This is a genomic window from Rhizobium sp. BK399, assembly GCF_014194695.1.
GTDB lineage: Bacteria > Pseudomonadota > Alphaproteobacteria > Rhizobiales > Rhizobiaceae > Rhizobium.
Genome location: NZ_JACIAH010000001.1, coordinates 116,065 through 133,316, shown reverse-complemented (window position 1 = coordinate 133,316; position 17,252 = coordinate 116,065). Strand labels below are relative to the sequence as shown.

General features: G+C 59.7%; 21 protein-coding genes. 6 read left to right on the top strand and 15 right to left on the bottom strand.

Annotation, left to right across the window (positions count from 1 at the left end):
• Positions 1–49 precede the first annotated feature (49 nt).
• The 3 genes from FHT97_RS30730 to FHT97_RS00655 all read right to left on the bottom strand — a co-directional run bounded on the left by FHT97_RS30730 (position 50) and on the right by FHT97_RS00655 (position 1,487).
• Positions 50–313 (bottom strand): hypothetical protein, encoded by a 264-nt coding sequence (locus tag FHT97_RS30730; protein WP_246712541.1) that lies wholly within the window; start codon positions 311–313, stop codon positions 50–52.
• A 111-nt stretch (positions 314–424) separates the two neighbouring features.
• On the bottom strand, positions 425–1,336 hold the full coding sequence (dapA, locus tag FHT97_RS00660) for a 4-hydroxy-tetrahydrodipicolinate synthase (protein ID WP_183859251.1): 912 nt from the start codon (positions 1,334–1,336) through the stop codon (positions 425–427).
• 7 nt (positions 1,337–1,343) lie between these two features.
• Positions 1,344–1,487: a hypothetical protein gene (locus FHT97_RS00655; RefSeq protein WP_183860776.1), complete on the bottom strand. Its 144-nt coding sequence runs from the start codon at positions 1,485–1,487 to the stop codon at positions 1,344–1,346.
• 289 nt (positions 1,488–1,776) lie between these two features.
• On the opposite strand from FHT97_RS00655, the gene FHT97_RS00650 reads away from it, so the two are divergent.
• Positions 1,777–2,667 (top strand): aminoglycoside phosphotransferase family protein, encoded by an 891-nt coding sequence (locus FHT97_RS00650; RefSeq protein WP_183859249.1) that lies wholly within the window; start codon positions 1,777–1,779, stop codon positions 2,665–2,667.
• Between the two features lie 166 nt (positions 2,668–2,833).
• On the top strand, positions 2,834–3,241 hold the full coding sequence (locus FHT97_RS00645) for a DoxX family protein (RefSeq protein ID WP_114712294.1): 408 nt from the start codon (positions 2,834–2,836) through the stop codon (positions 3,239–3,241).
• 15 nt (positions 3,242–3,256) lie between these two features.
• Here FHT97_RS00645 and FHT97_RS00640 read toward each other — a convergent pair whose 3' ends face one another.
• The 8 genes from FHT97_RS00640 to FHT97_RS00605 all read right to left on the bottom strand — a co-directional run bounded on the left by FHT97_RS00640 (position 3,257) and on the right by FHT97_RS00605 (position 9,023).
• Positions 3,257–4,033 (bottom strand): DUF4239 domain-containing protein, encoded by a 777-nt coding sequence (locus FHT97_RS00640; protein ID WP_183859247.1) that lies wholly within the window; start codon positions 4,031–4,033, stop codon positions 3,257–3,259.
• Positions 4,034–4,134: 101 nt separating this feature from the next.
• The gene (locus FHT97_RS00635) at positions 4,135–4,926 is read right to left on the bottom strand and encodes a sulfite exporter TauE/SafE family protein (protein ID WP_183859245.1); all 792 of its coding nucleotides are present in this window, start codon (positions 4,924–4,926) and stop codon (positions 4,135–4,137) included.
• Between the two features lie 15 nt (positions 4,927–4,941).
• Positions 4,942–5,874 (bottom strand): N-acetyl-gamma-glutamyl-phosphate reductase, encoded by a 933-nt coding sequence (gene argC / locus FHT97_RS00630; protein WP_183859244.1) that lies wholly within the window; start codon positions 5,872–5,874, stop codon positions 4,942–4,944.
• A 63-nt stretch (positions 5,875–5,937) separates the two neighbouring features.
• Positions 5,938–6,897: an agmatinase gene (gene speB / locus FHT97_RS00625; RefSeq protein WP_183859242.1), complete on the bottom strand. Its 960-nt coding sequence runs from the start codon at positions 6,895–6,897 to the stop codon at positions 5,938–5,940.
• A 97-nt stretch (positions 6,898–6,994) separates the two neighbouring features.
• The gene (locus tag FHT97_RS00620; protein WP_183859240.1) at positions 6,995–7,297 is read right to left on the bottom strand and encodes an antibiotic biosynthesis monooxygenase; all 303 of its coding nucleotides are present in this window, start codon (positions 7,295–7,297) and stop codon (positions 6,995–6,997) included.
• A 135-nt stretch (positions 7,298–7,432) separates the two neighbouring features.
• Complete coding sequence (gene rpsI, locus FHT97_RS00615; protein ID WP_183756858.1) at positions 7,433–7,900, bottom strand: 30S ribosomal protein S9; 468 nt, start codon at positions 7,898–7,900, stop codon at positions 7,433–7,435.
• Between the two features lie 2 nt (positions 7,901–7,902).
• A complete protein-coding gene (gene rplM, locus FHT97_RS00610) occupies positions 7,903–8,367 on the bottom strand; it encodes a 50S ribosomal protein L13 (RefSeq protein ID WP_183756857.1) in 465 nt (154 codons plus the stop codon).
• Between the two features lie 224 nt (positions 8,368–8,591).
• Entirely contained in the window at positions 8,592–9,023 is a 432-nt protein-coding gene (locus FHT97_RS00605) for a PaaI family thioesterase (protein ID WP_183859238.1), read from the bottom strand.
• 73 nt (positions 9,024–9,096) lie between these two features.
• Between FHT97_RS00605 and FHT97_RS00600 the strand changes: the two genes are divergently transcribed.
• Entirely contained in the window at positions 9,097–9,930 is an 834-nt protein-coding gene (locus FHT97_RS00600; protein ID WP_183859236.1) for an enoyl-CoA hydratase, read from the top strand.
• Here the strand turns inward: FHT97_RS00600 and FHT97_RS00595 are convergent, their stop codons facing one another.
• Positions 9,931–10,767, bottom strand: a complete 837-nt coding sequence (locus FHT97_RS00595) for an EamA family transporter (RefSeq protein ID WP_183859234.1) — start codon at positions 10,765–10,767, stop codon at positions 9,931–9,933.
• A gap of 410 nt (positions 10,768–11,177) precedes the next feature.
• Positions 11,178–11,507: a hypothetical protein gene (locus tag FHT97_RS00590; RefSeq protein ID WP_183859232.1), complete on the bottom strand. Its 330-nt coding sequence runs from the start codon at positions 11,505–11,507 to the stop codon at positions 11,178–11,180.
• Positions 11,508–11,611: 104 nt separating this feature from the next.
• On the opposite strand from FHT97_RS00590, the gene FHT97_RS00585 reads away from it, so the two are divergent.
• The 3 genes from FHT97_RS00585 to FHT97_RS00575 all read left to right on the top strand — a co-directional run bounded on the left by FHT97_RS00585 (position 11,612) and on the right by FHT97_RS00575 (position 13,781).
• The gene (locus FHT97_RS00585; protein ID WP_183859230.1) at positions 11,612–12,040 is read left to right on the top strand and encodes a CoA-binding protein; all 429 of its coding nucleotides are present in this window, start codon (positions 11,612–11,614) and stop codon (positions 12,038–12,040) included.
• Between the two features lie 109 nt (positions 12,041–12,149).
• A complete protein-coding gene (locus FHT97_RS00580; RefSeq protein ID WP_183859228.1) occupies positions 12,150–13,433 on the top strand; it encodes an O-acetylhomoserine aminocarboxypropyltransferase in 1,284 nt (427 codons plus the stop codon).
• Between the two features lie 3 nt (positions 13,434–13,436).
• Positions 13,437–13,781, top strand: coding sequence for a cupin domain-containing protein (locus tag FHT97_RS00575; protein WP_183859226.1), 345 nt, complete (start codon positions 13,437–13,439; stop codon positions 13,779–13,781).
• Positions 13,782–13,849: 68 nt separating this feature from the next.
• Here FHT97_RS00575 and FHT97_RS00570 read toward each other — a convergent pair whose 3' ends face one another.
• Positions 13,850–15,208 (bottom strand): sigma-54 dependent transcriptional regulator, encoded by a 1,359-nt coding sequence (locus tag FHT97_RS00570; protein ID WP_183859224.1) that lies wholly within the window; start codon positions 15,206–15,208, stop codon positions 13,850–13,852.
• Positions 15,205–17,067, bottom strand: a complete 1,863-nt coding sequence (locus FHT97_RS00565) for a sensor histidine kinase (protein WP_183860702.1) — start codon at positions 17,065–17,067, stop codon at positions 15,205–15,207. The genes FHT97_RS00570 and FHT97_RS00565 overlap by 4 nt, the downstream gene beginning before the upstream one ends.
• Between the last annotated feature and the right edge of the window lie 185 nt (positions 17,068–17,252).

Here is a 17,252-nt window from a genome sequence, read left to right as displayed (position 1 = left end):
CGTTTGCCGTCTTGCGGCGAGCCAGCAGCCCGCCGCCGCGAAGGTCGTATTAGTGGATATCGTTGTCGCCGCGGTCGAGCGCTGTGAACGGCAAGATAATGCCATCGGCTGCGCGGCAGATCTGCTCGGGGTGATGATCACACTCGTCTGCTGCAAAATGACGGGCGGCGTGCTCGCTGATGAATACGCCTCCAACGAGCCCCTGACGGTCCTGTACGACCCAGCGACCGTTTCGATCCTGGCCAATGGTAAAGCGTGCTGAACTTTGACGTTGGAGAGGCTCGATTTTGAAAGCAGATTGAAGAGAAGGCATCGATTTTCCTTTCGAATTGTCTTCTGCCCCTCGGGGCAGTGCCACATGCATGAAGCTAATGGCACCCACATGCGTCTTCCATTGGTCTTGATAGGAGAAAATATAAAAATATCATATAGATAAGTACGAATCGTGAGCATCGGAAGCGCGCAGCATGGCTTGCGATATCGACTGCTTCTCGTTAGCATCGACGGCGAGGAGTGGCAGACGAACCTCCGGATCAATCAACCGCAAGGTCTGCAGGGCGTGTTTGATCGCAGCTGGGTCTGCATCTGCGCCCAACACGGCTGTTAGCGGAGCCAACCTGTCCTCGAGCAAGCGCGCAGCCGGCAGATTGCCGCCGCAGGCCGCCTGCTGCAACGACGCATAGAGACGTGGGTACAGGTTTGCGCCGGCGGAGATGACGCCGCTGCCGCCTGTGCTCAGAAAGGATCGTGCGGTTGCGTCGCAATCGGAAAGAAGCAAGAAACGCTGACGCCAGTCCGGCGGCAGGGCACGTGCAGCGCCGCTGCCGTCGGCAAGGAGAAAGCCGATGACTGACGGGATATCGGCGAGGGCTTTCAGCGCCGGTAACGTCATATCGATGGCCGTGCGGAGCGGATTGTTCTCGACGATCAGCGGGAGGCTGGTTGCGAAGGCAAGCTGAGCGAAGTGACTGGCGATCCCCTTCTGACCCGGTTTTGAATAGTAGGGTAGCGTGACGAGGGCCGCCGCCGCACCCAGTTCTTCGGCATCGCGTGTCAAGGCGATCGTGCTTGCGGTCGCATTTGTACCGGTTGCTGCAATCACGGGAACACGCCCAGCGGCAACCCGGACGCAGGTAAGGATAACTGCGGCGCGCTCGCTTCTGGTGAGCGTCGCCCCTTCGCCGGTCGGTGTGCAGACCGCAAGCCCGTCAACGCCACTTTGGATCTGCCACTCTACGAGTTGCTCCAGCGTGGAAAGATCGGCCGCTCCCTCCCGAAACGGTGTGACAAGCGCCGTCGTTGTGGGGCCGAGGCGCAATGTTCTGTCTGCGGGCATACTCTGCTCAGAAGCTGCCGAGGATGACGTAGAGTTCGACCGCGGCTAGCACGAGGCCGAACAGCACCAGCGCCTGAGCGGTTCGTCGTTCGCGCATTTGCCGTTTCGGTGTCGTGCGTCGCGGGCGGGCGATTGGAGCGTTCGATAGCATGAAGTCTCGCATGGCATTCAACCTTCGCATTTCCTGGGAAGGCTAACGCCGCTCACGGTAGGAATTCCATTCGGCTGCGAGCGCGGACATATAGAAATCACATAAAGGAAGGGGGCAGGCCAAAGCTGACCGCTTCAGATAAAATTCCCGAAATTGCAGATAGTTGTCGCAAGATTCCGAATCATCCTCTTAGGAACTTGATTCAACGTCGGAGGAGCCGAAGGCAAACCGATGGTTGATCTCGGCGGCGAAACCCGAACAATATGCCCGTAGAAGGAGTGCCAGGATAATGGATGCCCCGGTAATCGATACGGCACTGGTGCGTCGGCTGATTGCCACGCAATTTCCAAGATGGTCCGCTCTGCCAATCAGACCGGTTGAGTTTGGCGGATGGGACAACAGGACCTTTCATCTGGGCGCCGGCATGACGGTTCGGCTGCCGAGCGCTGCTCACTACGCCGATCAGGTCGCCAAGGAGCAGCAATGGCTCCCGATCCTTGCATCGCAGCTGCCGTTGCCCATACCCGTGCCGCTGGCGATGGGACGGCCGGACGAGAGCTACCCGTGGCCATGGTCCGTCTATGAATGGCGTGATGTTGAGACGGCGCTGGTGGAACGCATTGACGACCTGAAAGAATTCGCCGGCACATTGGCCGGCTTCCTCGATGCACTGCAGGCAGCAGACGCGACTGGAGGACCGCCGCCCGGCCCGCATAACTTCTTTCGCGGCGGATCGCTGGATGTGTACGACGGGCAAACGCGCGAAGCGCTTTTTCGCCTGGATGGCAGGATCGATACACGAGCTGCAACGGAGGTCTGGGAATTCGCGCTGTCGACTTCATGGCAGAACGCGCCGGTCTGGTTCCATGGTGACATTGCTTACGGCAACCTTCTGGTCAAGGACGGACGGCTCGATGCCGTCATCGATTTTGGGACGTCCGGCGTCGGCGACCCGGCTTGCGACCTGGCAATCACCTGGCACCTCTTTGCGGGAGAGAGCCGGCAGGTTTTTCGCAAAGCCCGTGCGCTGGATCCGGGCACCTGGGCGAGGGGCCGCGGTTGGACGTTGTGGAAGGCCCTGATAGTCGCCGCCGGCATGGCGGGCGCAAATCCCGCAGACATCAAGAAGTCCTGGCAAGTCATTGAAGACGTGCTGGCCGATCACTTGGCTTGGGCCTGACATGACGCAGTGTCGGCTCGCCAGAAGAAATAATGCTCGCGGCTTGTCGGATGGGAGCATCCGGCGGCGTCCTTTGGGCGAAGGCTGAAGGCATCGCCCAGAGTTGATGTGGTAGCCGGAAGCCTCGACAATTTTGCTGAACGGCTTCGGCCGGGGGAGAGATGACATGAGCAAGACATTTGCAGTTCTGCTGGCGCGACTGATCTTTGGCGCCGTTTTCGCGATGGCCATGAGCTTCAAGTTCATGGATATGCAATCCACCGCAAGCTATATCGCTGCGGCAGGCTTTCCATTCCCGCTTTTTCTGGCGTGGGTGGCGGCCTTCTTCGAACTGGCTCTGACGCTGGCCTTCCTGACGGGAGCCTTCTTTTCGGAAGCTTCCTTCCTTGCGGGTATCTACGTCGTGTTTCTGGCCTTTGCGTTCCACGGCCCGAGCCACTGGAGTGGCAATCAGGCAGAGTTTGGCTTCTTTATCGATCACTTCACCTTCCTGGCCGGATTGCTATTTGCTGCCGTCCACGGTCCGGGAGACACGCTGGTCGTCAGGACGCGGTCCCCGCTTCTGGCTCGGTAGCAATGGACGGTCGCACTATCCGGAGGCGGGTGGTGTCGCCAATTCGTCGAGCAGGCGTTCGAACGCCGTCGGCTTCAGGGTAGCCGGCGGATTGTACGGGTCAGAGAACGCGTAGATGAAGAAGAGGATGATGCCTGTGAACGCGCCGAGCACCGACAGCAGCAGCAGGTTTCGTGCATCGGGCGGATATGGATAGTAGCCGAGTGCCATGAACACAACGCCCGAGACTGCTGCGAACCAGAAGATGCTGCTGATGGAGTCGGTGCCGCTGTTTTCGCGTTTATCCCGTGACTCAGCGATGCTGTGGACGTCGATCAGCATGTGTTCGCGAATGCTTTGTTGACGCGCGTTGGTTGGCGTCAGGTCGAGCACCCGCTGGTAGACATTGTCCCACTTGTTCCAAGCCGTCGGAGAGAGCTGCCCGGTTCGTCCAAGCATTTGCCATTCTTCATCGACAACGATCTGCACGTATTCGAAGAGCGCTTGCTGGATGGGGGCGGCTTTATCGTCGGCGCCGTAACGGTTGGCATCGAAATATATATCGGCAATGGCGTTCGCTTCGGTGACGCTCTCGAACTTCAATTGCTGATACTCGATCATCTCCTGCGCGAAGACGAGAGCGAGGATGAGCGCATGCAATGACGAGATGCGCATGACGACGGCGCCGGCAAGTTCCCTGTCCTTACCGGTCGGATCGCCGCCCATGATCAGACGCATCAGAAAATAAAAGCTGAGCGTTACGACGATCGTCCCGCCAACAAAGGCAATGCCAAAAAAGACAACGGCACTCATGCGCGCTCCCCCAAAGGTCACTGGTGACTTTAGGGGGCGGACGAATTTTGATCAACGATGGTTGCACCACAGCGCGGCTTTATCGCTTCGAGGGCGTCGAGCTATCGCAGGATCTCGTCGAGCGCTGGCATTCCCAATATGGCGGAGGCCGCGATCAGCAGATAGCAGATCGTCCGGAACGTGCTCTCCTTGGCGAGCCCAAACAGCTTCGAGCCGGCATAGAGGCCGATGGCGTAGCTCGGCAGGATAACAATGGTCAGTGCAAAGACGGCGTCAACGAAAAGTCCGCCGAAGTAGTAGCTGACGACGCTGAAGCAAGTTGAAATCGCGAAATAGAGAATGATGTTTGCGCGGACCCGGCCAAAATCGGTCTTGCCGCCGAGCCAGTAGGCAACGACCGGCGGCCCGCCGAGCTGCGCTGCGCCGCTGAAAAGGCCCGCAATGAGACCTGTCAGGGACGTGAGCGGCATTCGTGGTTCGCCGTGGTAGCGCCAACCGGAAACAAGTAGTGCGAGCAGACAAACGGCAACTGCCGTAATCGCCCAGCGCAGTGAAAGTGGATCCATCAAGGCGAGCGTCGCCGTCCCGGCCGGTACGCCAAGGAATGCGCCTGCAGCCATCGTGAAGACTTCACGGCGGTTAGCGCTGCGCCAGGCAGGTGGGATCATACCGAGCGTTGCCAGTCCGTCTATGACAAGCAGGACTGGCGAGATCAGCTTTGGGCCGATGATGGCTCCACCCAGCGGAACGAAGATCAGCGCTGCACCGAATCCGGAGAAGCCGCGCGCAAGCCCGGCAATCAAGGCAATGGCAATGAGCGACAGAATGCCGTGATCCGGCAAGGCGGCGACAAACCACGCGCTCGTGCTCGCCAGCAGCGTATCAAACGACATCGATTGGTTCCGAAATTAGGAGGCGAGCATGAGGTCCATGTTCTGGACGGCAGCACCCGACGCACCCTTGCCGAGGTTGTCGAGCAAAGCAACGAGGTTGACCTGCGAAGCACCGGGCGTGCCGAACACGAAGAGCTTCATCGTATCCTCGCCGGCAAGCTCGACTGCATCGATGCGGGGCAGCTTGCGGGTCTCGTCCAGCGGCACAACTGTCACGATCTCCTGGCCGGCATAGTGGGCGACAAGAGCGGCATGGATGCCTTCGAGCGTCGTGCCCTCGGCAAGATCGTCGAGATGCAGCGGCACCTGAACGATCATTCCCTGCGGGAACTTGCCGACGGACGGGGAGAAGATCGGCGCGCGGTCCAGAAGACCGTGGATCTTCATCTCGGGCACGTGCTTGTGCGTCAGCGTCAATCCGTAAAGAAAGTGCGGAGCGGAGATCGCATCGTCGCGGCTCGGATCTTCCATCTGAGCGATCATCTGCTTGCCGCCGCCGGTGTAGCCGGAAACTGCGTTGACGGTGACCGGATAGCCATCGGGCAGGATGCCGGCGGCGCGCAGCGGCCGAATGAGGCCGATCGCACCGGTCGGGTAGCAGCCCGGATTGGCGACGAAGCGCGCCTCCTTGATCCTTTCGGCCTGCTCCTTGTCCATCTCCGCAAAGCCGTAGGCCCAGGAAGGATTGACACGGAAGGCGGTGGAGGTGTCGATGACCCGCACGTTGTTGTTGCCGGAGACCATCTGCACGGCTTCTTTCGAAGCATCATCCGGCAGGCAGAGGATCGCGACATCGGCGCTGTTCAGCATATCCTCGCGCATCGCGGCGTTGCGACGCTCGGCTTCCGGGATCGACAGAAGTTCGACATCGCGACGGCCGGCCATGCGCGTGCGGATCTGCAAGCCCGTCGTGCCGTGTTCGCCATCGATGAAGATCTTCGGTGCCATTGTCTCGCTCACACTTTCAATAGGTTAGAAAGAAGTCCGGAATCATTTTGTAAGAGGGATGAGTCAGCCGTGTGACGCGCTCGCGCGGCGCTCGGCATGTAGGCCAAGCATATACATCGCGACCGTCGCCCCCGCAATGGCAGTGATATCCGCGTGGTCATAGGGCGGTGACACCTCAACGACGTCGCCGCCCCTGATGTCCAACTGGTGCAGACGCTGCAGAACCGAGAGAATTTTGGCGCTCGAGGGGCCGCCGGATACGGGTGTACCGGTGCCGGGCGCATAGGCAGGGTCAAGGCAGTCGATATCGAAGGTCAGATAGGCCGGCGCACCGCGGGTATGCGAGATGATCGTCGAGGCGATATCGCTCGCACTCATCTCTTCAAGCTGATGACCATAAAGAATATGAATGCCGAAATCCTCTGGCGCATGCGTGCGGATACCGATCTGGATCGACCTGTCAGGATCGATGATGCCGTCCCGCGCAGCCCGCGCCACGAACGAGCCATGGTCGATCCGCCTGTTGTCGTCGAACCAGGTGTCTTGGTGAGCATCGAACTGGACGAGCGCCAGCGGCCCGTGCTTGGCTGCATGCGCCTTCAGGATCGGCCAGGTGACGAAATGGTCACCGCCAAGGGTCAGCATGAAGGCGCCGCTGTCGACAATGGTCTTTGCCTGCCGCTCGATTGCCGCGGGCGTCTCGGGGTGGTTGCCGTAGTCGAGGAGGCAGTCGCCGTAGTCGATGACGGCCATCTCGGCAAAGAGATCCCGGTTAAAGGGATATTGCGGGTCGTTGTCGAAGATCGCCGAGGCGCGCCGGATCGCCTGCGGCCCGAACCGTGTTCCGGGCCGGTTGGAGGTCGCGGCATCGAAGGGGATGCCCCAGACAACGGCATCTGCGCCAGTCAGGTCCTTGGTGAAGCGACGTCGCATGAACGACAGCGCTCCGGCGAAGGTCGGGTCGGTGGCTGCCGATGTCAGGCTCGTTGCCGTGAAGGCGTGGTCGATCGACTTGTTGGCCAAGAGATGCTCCTTGAGGGGTGTGCTGTGCCTATGCCTACCAGAAACGAATCTCAAACCGAAAGGCCAAAACGGTGCCGGTCGCTCGGCCAAGCTGGTTTTACCGTGGCAGCTTGTCCGCCAGCACTTCGGGAGTCTTCAGTTGCGGCGCCTCGGCAAGCAGTTCAGCCGCTCGTGCCATCAGCGCTGCGGCCACCTTGCCGTTCAAATGTGCTTGCCGACCGGCCTCATCATTGAACGCATCGAAGATGGCAAACGTGCTCTGGTCGTACCGAACGGCAAACCACGTCACCGTACCGGGTTCCTGTTCGACAAGTGCCTGCGCGCTTTTCAAGAACGCGGCCACTTCCTCTTCCTTGCCGGACTTTGCTTTCAGTTCGACATAGATTGCTTGCTTGGTCATTCCTGCCTCCCTTGGCACGCGCTTGAAGCGCCTGGAATGCGGTAGAACTGGCAAGGGAACGAGCGGCTTCAAGCGGCGGCCAAAAGAAAAGGCCGGGCAAGAGCCCGGCCTTCGCATTTCCATAGTCCGAAGCGATTAACGCTTGGAGAACTGGAACGAACGGCGGGCCTTGGCCTTACCGTACTTCTTGCGTTCAACGACGCGGCTGTCGCGGGTCAGGAAGCCACCCTTCTTCAGGACCGAGCGCAGGCCCGGCTCGAAGTAGGTGAGAGCCTTGGAAACGCCGTGGCGAACAGCACCGGCCTGGCCGGAAAGGCCGCCGCCGGCGACCGTTGCAACGATGTCGAACTGGCCTTCGCGGGCAGCAGCAACGATCGGCTGGCGCAGGATCATCTGCAGAACCGGGCGTGCGAAGTATTCCGCGAATTCCTTGCCGTTGACGATGATCTTGCCGGAGCCCGGCTTGACCCATACGCGGGCGACGGCGTTCTTGCGCTTGCCGGTCGCGTAGGAACGGCCAAGCGAGTCGACCTTACGGACGTGTGCCGGAGCCGAAGCTTCGGTAGCCGTGCCGAGATCCTTCAGGGAGGAGAGGTCAGCCATTCTTAGGCGCTCCTTACGTTCTTCTTGTTCAGCTTGGCGACGTCGAGAGCGACAGGCTGCTGTGCTTCATGGGGATGGTTTGAACCAGCGTAGACGCGGAGGTTCTTCATCTGACGACGGCCGAGCGGACCACGCGGAACCATGCGCTCAACGGCCTTCTCGAGAACGCGCTCCGGGAAGCGGCCTTCGATGATCTGGCGAGCGGTACGCTCCTTGACGCCGCCGGCGTAACCCGTGTGCCAGTAGTAAACCTTGTCGGAGTACTTCTTGCCGGTGAATACGACCTTGTCGGCATTGATGACGATGACGTTGTCGCCGTCGTCAACGTGGGGAGTGAAGGTTGCCTTGTGCTTGCCGCGCAGACGCATAGCGATGATGGAAGCGAGACGGCCAACGACCAGCCCTTCGGCGTCGATGATGACCCACTTCTTCTCCACCTCTGCAGGCTTCTGGGAGAAAGTTGCCATAGTAGTTACTCTCTTTTGGATCCCTCGGCCCGAAGGCGAGAGGGCGTTTCTTGTTGCTTGGTTTGGTGGGCCGAAGACGCACCAAAAAGAAAGCAGCCCGGAAAGGCTGCATTTCTGGCGGTGTGTATAAAGACAAAGGGCTGTGCGGTCAATGACGATGGATCGCGAGAGCGTAAAAATATTAAAGCAAAATCAATATGTTATACGTGTGGTATCATGTTACCTCATATTTCTCGGGGCGGAATCGAGTAAGTGGCGGTTGCGTGGGCGATCAGCTCATCCGCATTTTCCTGGAAAATCGATGCCTCGATGACCGCGAGCCGCTTTCCGAGCTTGAGAATTCGGCAGGTGCAGGTCGTCGGTCTTGGCTTTGGCAGGCGCAGGAAATTGATGCTGAGATTGGTGGTAACAGCCAGAGCCACCGGTCCGATATGCGCGAGCACTGCCGCATAGGCTGTCACATCCGCCAAGGTGAAGAGGGCGGGGCCGGATACGGTGCCGCCGGGTCGCAAATGCCTTTCGCTGGGGTCGAGCCGCATCGAGACGCTACCTGGGCTGATCGCAGTGATCGTGAACACGCGCCCGTCTGTGTGGATCTGAGGAAAATCCGTGTCCAAAAAACGGTGAAGCTCATCGATCGTCATGATTGGCTGCATGAGTTTGCCTCGAAATTGCTTGTCGCCTGTGGCAGAACAATTAGCACGAAAGAACAATGCAGGGAGTTAGACCATGGCCGAAGTCGTATCCTTTCGGAAGGACCCGAGCAAAGCGGGTGAGGGTGCGCTCGTCATCCCGCAATTGAGCGATGGCGTGCTGCGGCTGACGCTCAGCAATCCGCCTGCGAATGCGCTCTCGATCGCCGTCATGGAAACCCTGATCGGTGAACTGCAGAGCGCCGCCGAAGACGCTGCCGTTCGCGTGGTCATCATCGCATCGACCGGCAATGTCTTTTCTGCCGGCCACGACCTCAAGGAATTGACCGCGCATCGCGCCGATGAGGACAACGGCGAGGCATTCTTTGAGGAAACCTTTGCGCTGGCTGCGGATCTCATGCTGGAGATCACACGCTTGCCAAAACCGGTCATTGCCGAGATCGACGGCCTCGCAACGGCTGCCGGGTGCCAGCTTGTCGCTTCCTGCGATCTGGCGATCTGCACCGATACGGCGACCTTCTGCACCCCCGGCGTCAATATCGGCCTGTTCTGCTCGACACCGATGGTGGCAGTCTCGCGGGCAGCCCATCGCAAGCAGGCAATGGAAATGCTGCTTACCGGTGAGACGATCGACGCCTCGACCGCCAAGGATTTCGGGCTCGTGAACCGCATCGTGCCGAAGCAGTATCTGACTCAGGTCGTCACCAAATATGCCTCCGTCATCGCAAGCAAATCGCCGCTGACGCTGAAGATCGGCAAGGAGGCATTCTACCGCCAGCTCGAAATGCCGATCGAGGAGGCATACAGCTATGCCGCTCAGGTCATGGTCGACAATATGCTGACGGCCGATGCCGAAGAGGGAATCGGAGCCTTCCTTTCCAAGCGCATGCCGCAGTGGACGGGCGAATAGCTAGCCGAGTTTCAGGACCAGCCCGCCGAGCGCGATGATCGCGCCGGCGAGATAGCGCCACGGGCTGGCCTTTTCCTTCAGCACGATCACGGAAATAAGCAGCGCAAAGAGGATCGACGTCTCGCGCAGCGCGGCAACGGTCGCAACCGGCGCCTTGGTCATCGCCCAAAGCGCGAGACCGTAGGAGGCGATAGATCCGCCGCCACCAATCAGACCACGCCACCAGTTGTAGCGGACATGCACGGCGACTGCGACGCTACCGCGCTTGACGATGGCCCAGGCGAATAGCAGTACCGGCGGTAGCAGCGACATCCATAGCGTATAGGACACCGCATTGCCGGAGATGCGGGCGCCGATTCCGTCGACATAGGTATAGGTCGCAATCACGCAGGCATTCGCTAGGGCCAGCCGGATGGCGTGCCCGCCGCCTTTTCGTGCTTCGAAGGCCAGTGTCAGGATGCCGGCGCAGACCGTCATCGTGCCAATGAGGGCACCTGTCGACAACGTTTCGTTCAGGATGAAACCGCTGGTGGCCGCAATCAGGAGCGGCGCGCACCCGCGCATGAGCGGATAGACAAGGCCGATATCGCCCGCGCGATAGGCGCCGGCGACGAGCTGGAAATACACGAACTGCAGAATAGCCGAAGCGCCGATGAAGGGCCATGCGGCCGAATTCGGCAACGGCAGGAACAGCAGAAACGGAAGCGCGCAGACTGCCCCGCCAGCCGATATCAGGCTTGCATCCAGCGACTTATCGGTGCCCGCCTTGATCATGGCGTTCCAGGTTGCGTGCAGCAGAGCACCAAACAGAACGAGTAGGATGATGTGGAGAGGCAAAAAACCACCAAATGGTGTGAAAACTGATCGCTGGATGCTTGTTACGCGGCTGTTGGCAAAAAGCAATCCCGTTCGATGACGTGATGAATAGCGTTCGAGCAGCTCCTGCGCCCCGCGGCAACCGGAAGATGCCGTGTGGCCCCCAACCAAAAAGAGGAACGTACACCAGAGGTATTCATCGCCCAGCCGTCATTTCAACTATGAGGCGTCTCTAACATACGCGTGAACATATGCGAACATATACGGGATATACATAGAACAATGATGGTGCGCGAAGCTGGGTCGCCGCAAATTTTACAACAGTGTGACAAAGCCGTCACGGAATCGGTCGATCCCTAAACGGGTAAGCGCCGGGCGCGATTGTATTCGCAGGCTCGTGGATCATGATTTTGCTCTGGAGCCATGCTGTTTCATAGCGTGTTATAAGGGGCGAGAAACATCCCGTCAAAGTTGTCGATATTCTGGCAATTCAGCACGCGACACCTCGGGTTGTCCTTCGTCGGGATGGTCGTCCATTCAGCATATTGGTGGGCGTCGCAATAGGTGCTGTCGCGAATGTAACGGTCGAACAACGTCATGCCGCTCACCCGCTTTGACGGATACCGGAGGATCACCGCGCCCTCGTTATGGATCGAGGCGCGCGCCGCCTGGCAGCTGATACTGAGCGAATTATATCGGGAGATTGCAAGCGCCGGAGAGGCCGCCATGACGAAGGCGATTACAACAACGAATTTTTTCATGGAAACTACCTCCTTAGGAGCCCTAGTTCCTATATACGCGCAAACTAGCTGGTGGTTTCAGCGAATTGCCACGTAAACGCGATTGTTATTGGAGGTCGACGTTCTTGAATCACGATAGATATGAGGATGACTACATCCTCGACATTCTGCGTTCCGTGAAGACCATTGCCCTGACGGGCGCTTCGCCCAATCCCGCCCGACCGAGTAACGGCGTGATGGGGTATCTGCTGTCCAGGGGATACAAAGTCATCCCGGTGAACCCGGGGCAGGCAGGCAAGCAGATCCAGGGCCAGCCGGTTCACGCCCGGCTGGCCGACGTCCCTGGAACAGTCGACATGGTAGAGGTCTTCAGGGCCTCGGAATATCTATCAGGCGTAGTGGACGAGGCATTGGCAATGAACCCGCGGCCGAAGGTGATATGGGCGCAACTTGGCGTCCGCGATGACGCGGCAGCGGCAAAGGCTGAGGCAGCCGGCATCAAGGTCGTCATGGATCGCTGCCCGGCCATCGAATATCCGCGGCTTATCGGCTGAGTGGGTGGATTTTTCAAATAACGTGCCTGGGTTGAAATAGAACGCGATTAACTTTTCGCGACCGTCGGCTATGCTCGCCGCCATTCGATCAACCGAAGGGGAGGGCTTCATGGCCAAGAACGGTCCGGGTTTCAATACGTTGGCAGTGCATGCGGGAGCTCAGCCGGACCCCGCGACCGGCGCGCGCGCCACGCCGATCTATCAAACGACCGCCTATGTTTTCAACGATTCGGATCATGCGGCCGCTCTCTTTGGCTTGCGGCAATTCGGCAACATTTACACCCGCATCATGAACCCGACCCAGGCGGTACTCGAAGAGCGCGTCGCGGCGCTCGAGGGTGGCACCGCAGCACTCGCCGTTGCTTCCGGCCATGCGGCGCAGGTGGTCGTCTTCCACACGCTCATGCGTGCCGGCGAAAACTTCGTGGCTGCGAAGCGGCTCTACGGCGGCTCTATCAACCAGTTCGGCCATGCCTTTGATAATTATGGCTGGCAGGTTCGCTGGGCGGATTCCGCCGATCCGGCGAGCTTCGAAAGTCAGATCGATGGCAAGACACGGGCAATCTTCATCGAGAGCCTCGCCAATCCCGGCGGCACCTTCGTCGACATTGCGGCGATCGCGGCGGTTGCACACAAGCATGGCCTGCCGCTGATCGTCGATAATACTATGGCCAGCCCCTATCTCATTAGGCCGATCGAACACGGCGCCGACATCGTCGTGCATTCGCTGACGAAGTTCCTCGGCGGTCACGGCAATTCCATGGGCGGCATGATCGTCGATGGCGGAACCTTCGATTGGTCGAAATCCGGCAACTACCCAATGCTTTCCAGCCCGCGCCCGGAATACAATGGCGTGGTGCTACACTCGACCTTCGGCAATTTTGCATTCGCCATCGCTTGCCGCGTGCTTGGCTTGCGCGATCTTGGTCCTGCCATCTCGCCCTTCAATGCGTTCCTGATCCTGACGGGCATCGAGACGTTGCCGCTGCGCATGCAGCGTCACAGCGACAACGCGATCGCGGTTGCAACGTGGTTGAAGGCGCACAGCAAGATCGCCTGGGTGAACTATGCGGGCCTCGAAGATGATCCTAACCATGCGCTGCAGCAGCGCTACTCTCCGAAAGGTGCCGGCTCAGTGTTCACCTTCGGGGTCAAGGGCGGCTATGAGGCAGGCAAGACTCTCGTCGAGGGTTTGGAACTGTTCTCGCATCTCGCGAACATCGGCGACACGCGCTCGCTGGTGATCCACCCGGCGTCGACCACGCATCGGCAATTGACGGATGAACAAAGGATCGCCGCCGGTGCCGGTCCCGATGTCGTTCGTCTTTCGATCGGGATCGAGGACGTGAAGGATATCATCGCCGATCTCGAGCAATCGCTGGCGAAGATCTGAGCCATGGCAAGCTACCTGACTTTTGACATCGACGACGTCGAACCGGAATTCGGCGCCCCCGATGCCGACCGGATATTGGCCGGCGACCCGCAGTTCAGGACCTGGAATCTGGAGGAGGCCGATGGCGGCCTCTATTCCGGCATATGGGAGGCGACGCCTGGCAAGTGGCGCATCGTTTATGCTGAGTGGGAATATTTTAACGTGCTTTCGGGCTACTCGATCGTCACGGAGGACGGTGGCGAGGCCGTGCATCTTCGTGCCGGCGACCGGATGATCCTCAGGCCCGGCTTTAAGGGAACATGGGAAGTCGTTGAAATAACTCGCAAGGACTACGTCATCCGGCTCTGATTTCAGGGTAGCGGAATAGTGGATATGCCGAAGGGTATCGCCGCTGATCTTGGCTGGTTTTGACAGAGCTAGCTGCTGTCGGAAGATGCGAAATCGCTACGGACGATGCCGTGGCGCTGGAGCTTGTCGTAGAATGTTTTCCGAGGAATGCCGAGGTCCGCGATCGTGCGGCGGACGTCGCCGCCGTTGGCGTTCAAAGCTTCGCGAATGATGTGGGCTTCGTAGCGTTCGAGCCGGTCCGGGAGCGATAGGGTTCCATCCGTTACCGGTTCTGCTGCCGCACGATCTGAGACCTGCCCGACGCCGAGCACGAACCGTTCGGCAAAATGCGACAGTTCGCGCACGTTGCCGGGCCAGTCGTACTCCCGCAGGTGGCGATGGATCGATGAAGGGATCGTGGGCACGTCGCGCTTGAAGCGGTTCGCGGCACGCTCGGCGAAGTAACCGAAGAGAAGCGGAATGTCATCTCGGCGCTCCTTGAGTGGCGGAATAGAGATCGTCACCACATTGAGGCGGTAATAGAGATCTTCGCGAAAGTCGCCGCGTTGGCGGGGATCGCCGAGATCGATCTTGGACGCAGCGACGACCCGCAAATCGACGGGTCGGACCTCGTTGGTGCCCAACGGCGCAACCTCGCGCATTTCGAGCACGCGCAACATCTGCACCTGCGTTGCCGGCGGCATGCTCTCGATCTCGTCGAGGAAGAGCGTTCCGCCACTCGCATATTCGATGCGGCCTACACGCTTCTTTTGCGCGCCGGTGAAAGCGCCGGGTTCGTGTCCGAAAAGTTCGCTTTCGACAACGCTTTCCGGCAGCGCTCCGCAGTTCAGGGCAACGAAATTACCAGATGCGCGCCGGCTCCAGCGGTGGAGCAGGCTTGCCACGACTTCCTTGCCGCTGCCGGTTTCACCCATTAGGAGCACGTCGACATCGGTGTCGGCAATTTGCCGCAAGGTATGGCGCAGCCGTTCCATCGCCGGCGTCTGGCCGATCAGCGGCAGGTCATCGCGCGCCTCGTCTGTCGCTTTCCGCAGAGATCTGTTTTCCATCACGAGACGGCGCTTTTCGGCAGCACGCCGCACGCTCTGAATGAGCCGGTCCGTCGCGAAGGGTTTCGTGATGAAGTCGTAAACGCCATCCTGCATGGCTTTGACCGCCATCGGAATGTCCCCGTGGCCGGTGACCAGGATAACCGGCAAATCCTCGTCCTGCCGTCGTACGCGGCTGAAGAGTTGGAGGCCGTCGATTTCAGGCATGCGGATATCGGAAACGACAACGCCTGCAAAATCCGGGTTCAAAGTCGCCAGGGCTTCGCCGGCGTCGGAAAAGGCGGAAACCGAAAAACCCGCGAGTTCGAGCGTTTGCTTGGTTGCGCGCAGCAAGTCCTTGTCATCATCGATTAGAAAGATCGGCGTCGCATCGTTCATGCCTTGGCCTTCCGCAGGTGGACCGTAAAACAGGTTCCGGTTTCGTCGCTCGTCACATCGATGCGGCCGCCATAGTCGGCGACAATGTCCTTCGAAATAACGAGACCGAGACCAAGGCCTTTTTCCTTGGAGGTGTTGAACGGCGTAAAGAGCGATTTCAGGATAGCGGGCGAAATACCGGGGCCGTTGTCGGCGACGTCGATCGCAACCTCGTCATCCGTCTCGGTAACAGAGACATCGACCTTCGCGTCCGCGCGCCCGTCGAGCGCTTCCAAGGCGTTCTGGAACAGGTTGATTAGAATCTGCTCAAGGCGAATGCGGTTGCCGAGCACACATTGGCCCGCTGGCGGCAGCCGGATGCTGAGTGCATTCAGTTGACCGGCAAATCGGCTTTTCAGCAGAACCACCGCCCCATCGATAACGCCACGCAGTTCCACAGGCTCCGGCGCCACGCGACCTTTTCGAGCGAATGCCTTCAACTCGTCGGTAATCGCGCCGATCCGTTCGGTGAGGCCGGCAATCGCTTCGAGGTTGTCGTCCACGGGGGCGGTCTGCTTGCGCTCCAGGAACACCCGGGCATTGTCTGCATAGGCGCGTATCGTCGCGACCGGTTGGTTGATCTCATGCGCGACGCCTGCCGCGACCTGTCCCAGGATCGCGAGCCGGTTCGCCTGCACAAGTTCCTGCTGAACGACCTGCAGCCTCGCTTCCGTCTCTCTATGGTCAGAGATTTCGGCCTGCAAACGATCGCGTGCCCGGCTGAGATCGTCGGTTCGCGCGGTGACCCGTCGCTCCAGCTCTTCGCGCATGCCCTGTTCTTCCGCGATCTTGGTTGCTGCCGCTTGGCGCCTCCACAGAATTAACGCCGCGATTGCGAGAACGGGCAGAAGAACGGCCAGTGACAACAGGCGCATTTCGCGAACGGACGCCGCAACTGGCGCATCAGTGGGTACAAGGTATTCGAGATGCCAAGGCGTAGTGGGAACGGGTGTCGTTAGGCGCAAATACTCGCCTTCGCCGCTACCCGGTAGCACGGCGGAAACGAGCGACGCCTCGGCGTCAACGGGCCGAGGGCGCATGACCGGCAGCGTCGCCAGCGGCGCATCGCCGAACTGCAGGCTGTTGCGGATGGCGGCAAGGTCAGCCTGCGGCACAGCGCTGTTCATCATGAAGCGCCAGGAGGGGATGCTGGTGATGAGAACGACGCCGCGATCATCCGTGACATAGACAGGGCGATGTGTGTCGCGCCAGTCGCTCTCAAGCCGATCGAACTCAAGTTTGACCACGACGACGCCGAGCGGCGCTGCCGCACTTCCCACGCGGCGAGAAATGTAGAGGCCCGGGCGCTTGCTGACACTGCCGAGGGCAAAATGCTCAGCCGTTCCGTCCTCCATCGCCTTTGTGAAGTAGTCGCGGAATGTGTAGTCGTTGCCGACGAAACTGACGGGCTCCCGCCAATTGCTCGAGGACACCGCAATGCCGTTGGGGCCGATGACGTAGAGCACGGCGGCCTGCGTTCCCGTGACCAGCCGCTCGAGCTTCCGGTTCAATATGTCGATCGCATCGCCGCCTTTGGACGAAAGGCCATCGAGAACTTGTTGGTCTTCGGCAAGAAGCAACGGCAGCGCGCGTGGCCTCTCCAGGACTGCGTTCAGGAGCGCGACTTTCAGGCTGGCGTCGGTCCGACCTTGGCCCGCGATCGCGTCAATGGCGGAGCGACGCCCATAAGCCTCCGCGCCAAACAGCACGGCAACGATGAGCACAGCCGAAATGGAGGCAAACAGAATCCACAGGCGTCGTGCGCGCCGGCGGACGCGGTCGAGGGAGCCAAAACCAGTGGTCGGTGCCGACTGAAGCATCATCTAACTTGTGCGTAATTCCGCACTCCCGTCAAATCAATTTGTGCGAAAATACGCTCGTTCGCTTGAGGTTGCGTAGGTCATTATAAAAAAAGAGATTAGGAAGCAATCACTTAGACGTCCGCATCGGAGTTGGCACGCATGTTGCAAAACCTCACCAAACAGCCAGCGTGGCTGTTGACTGG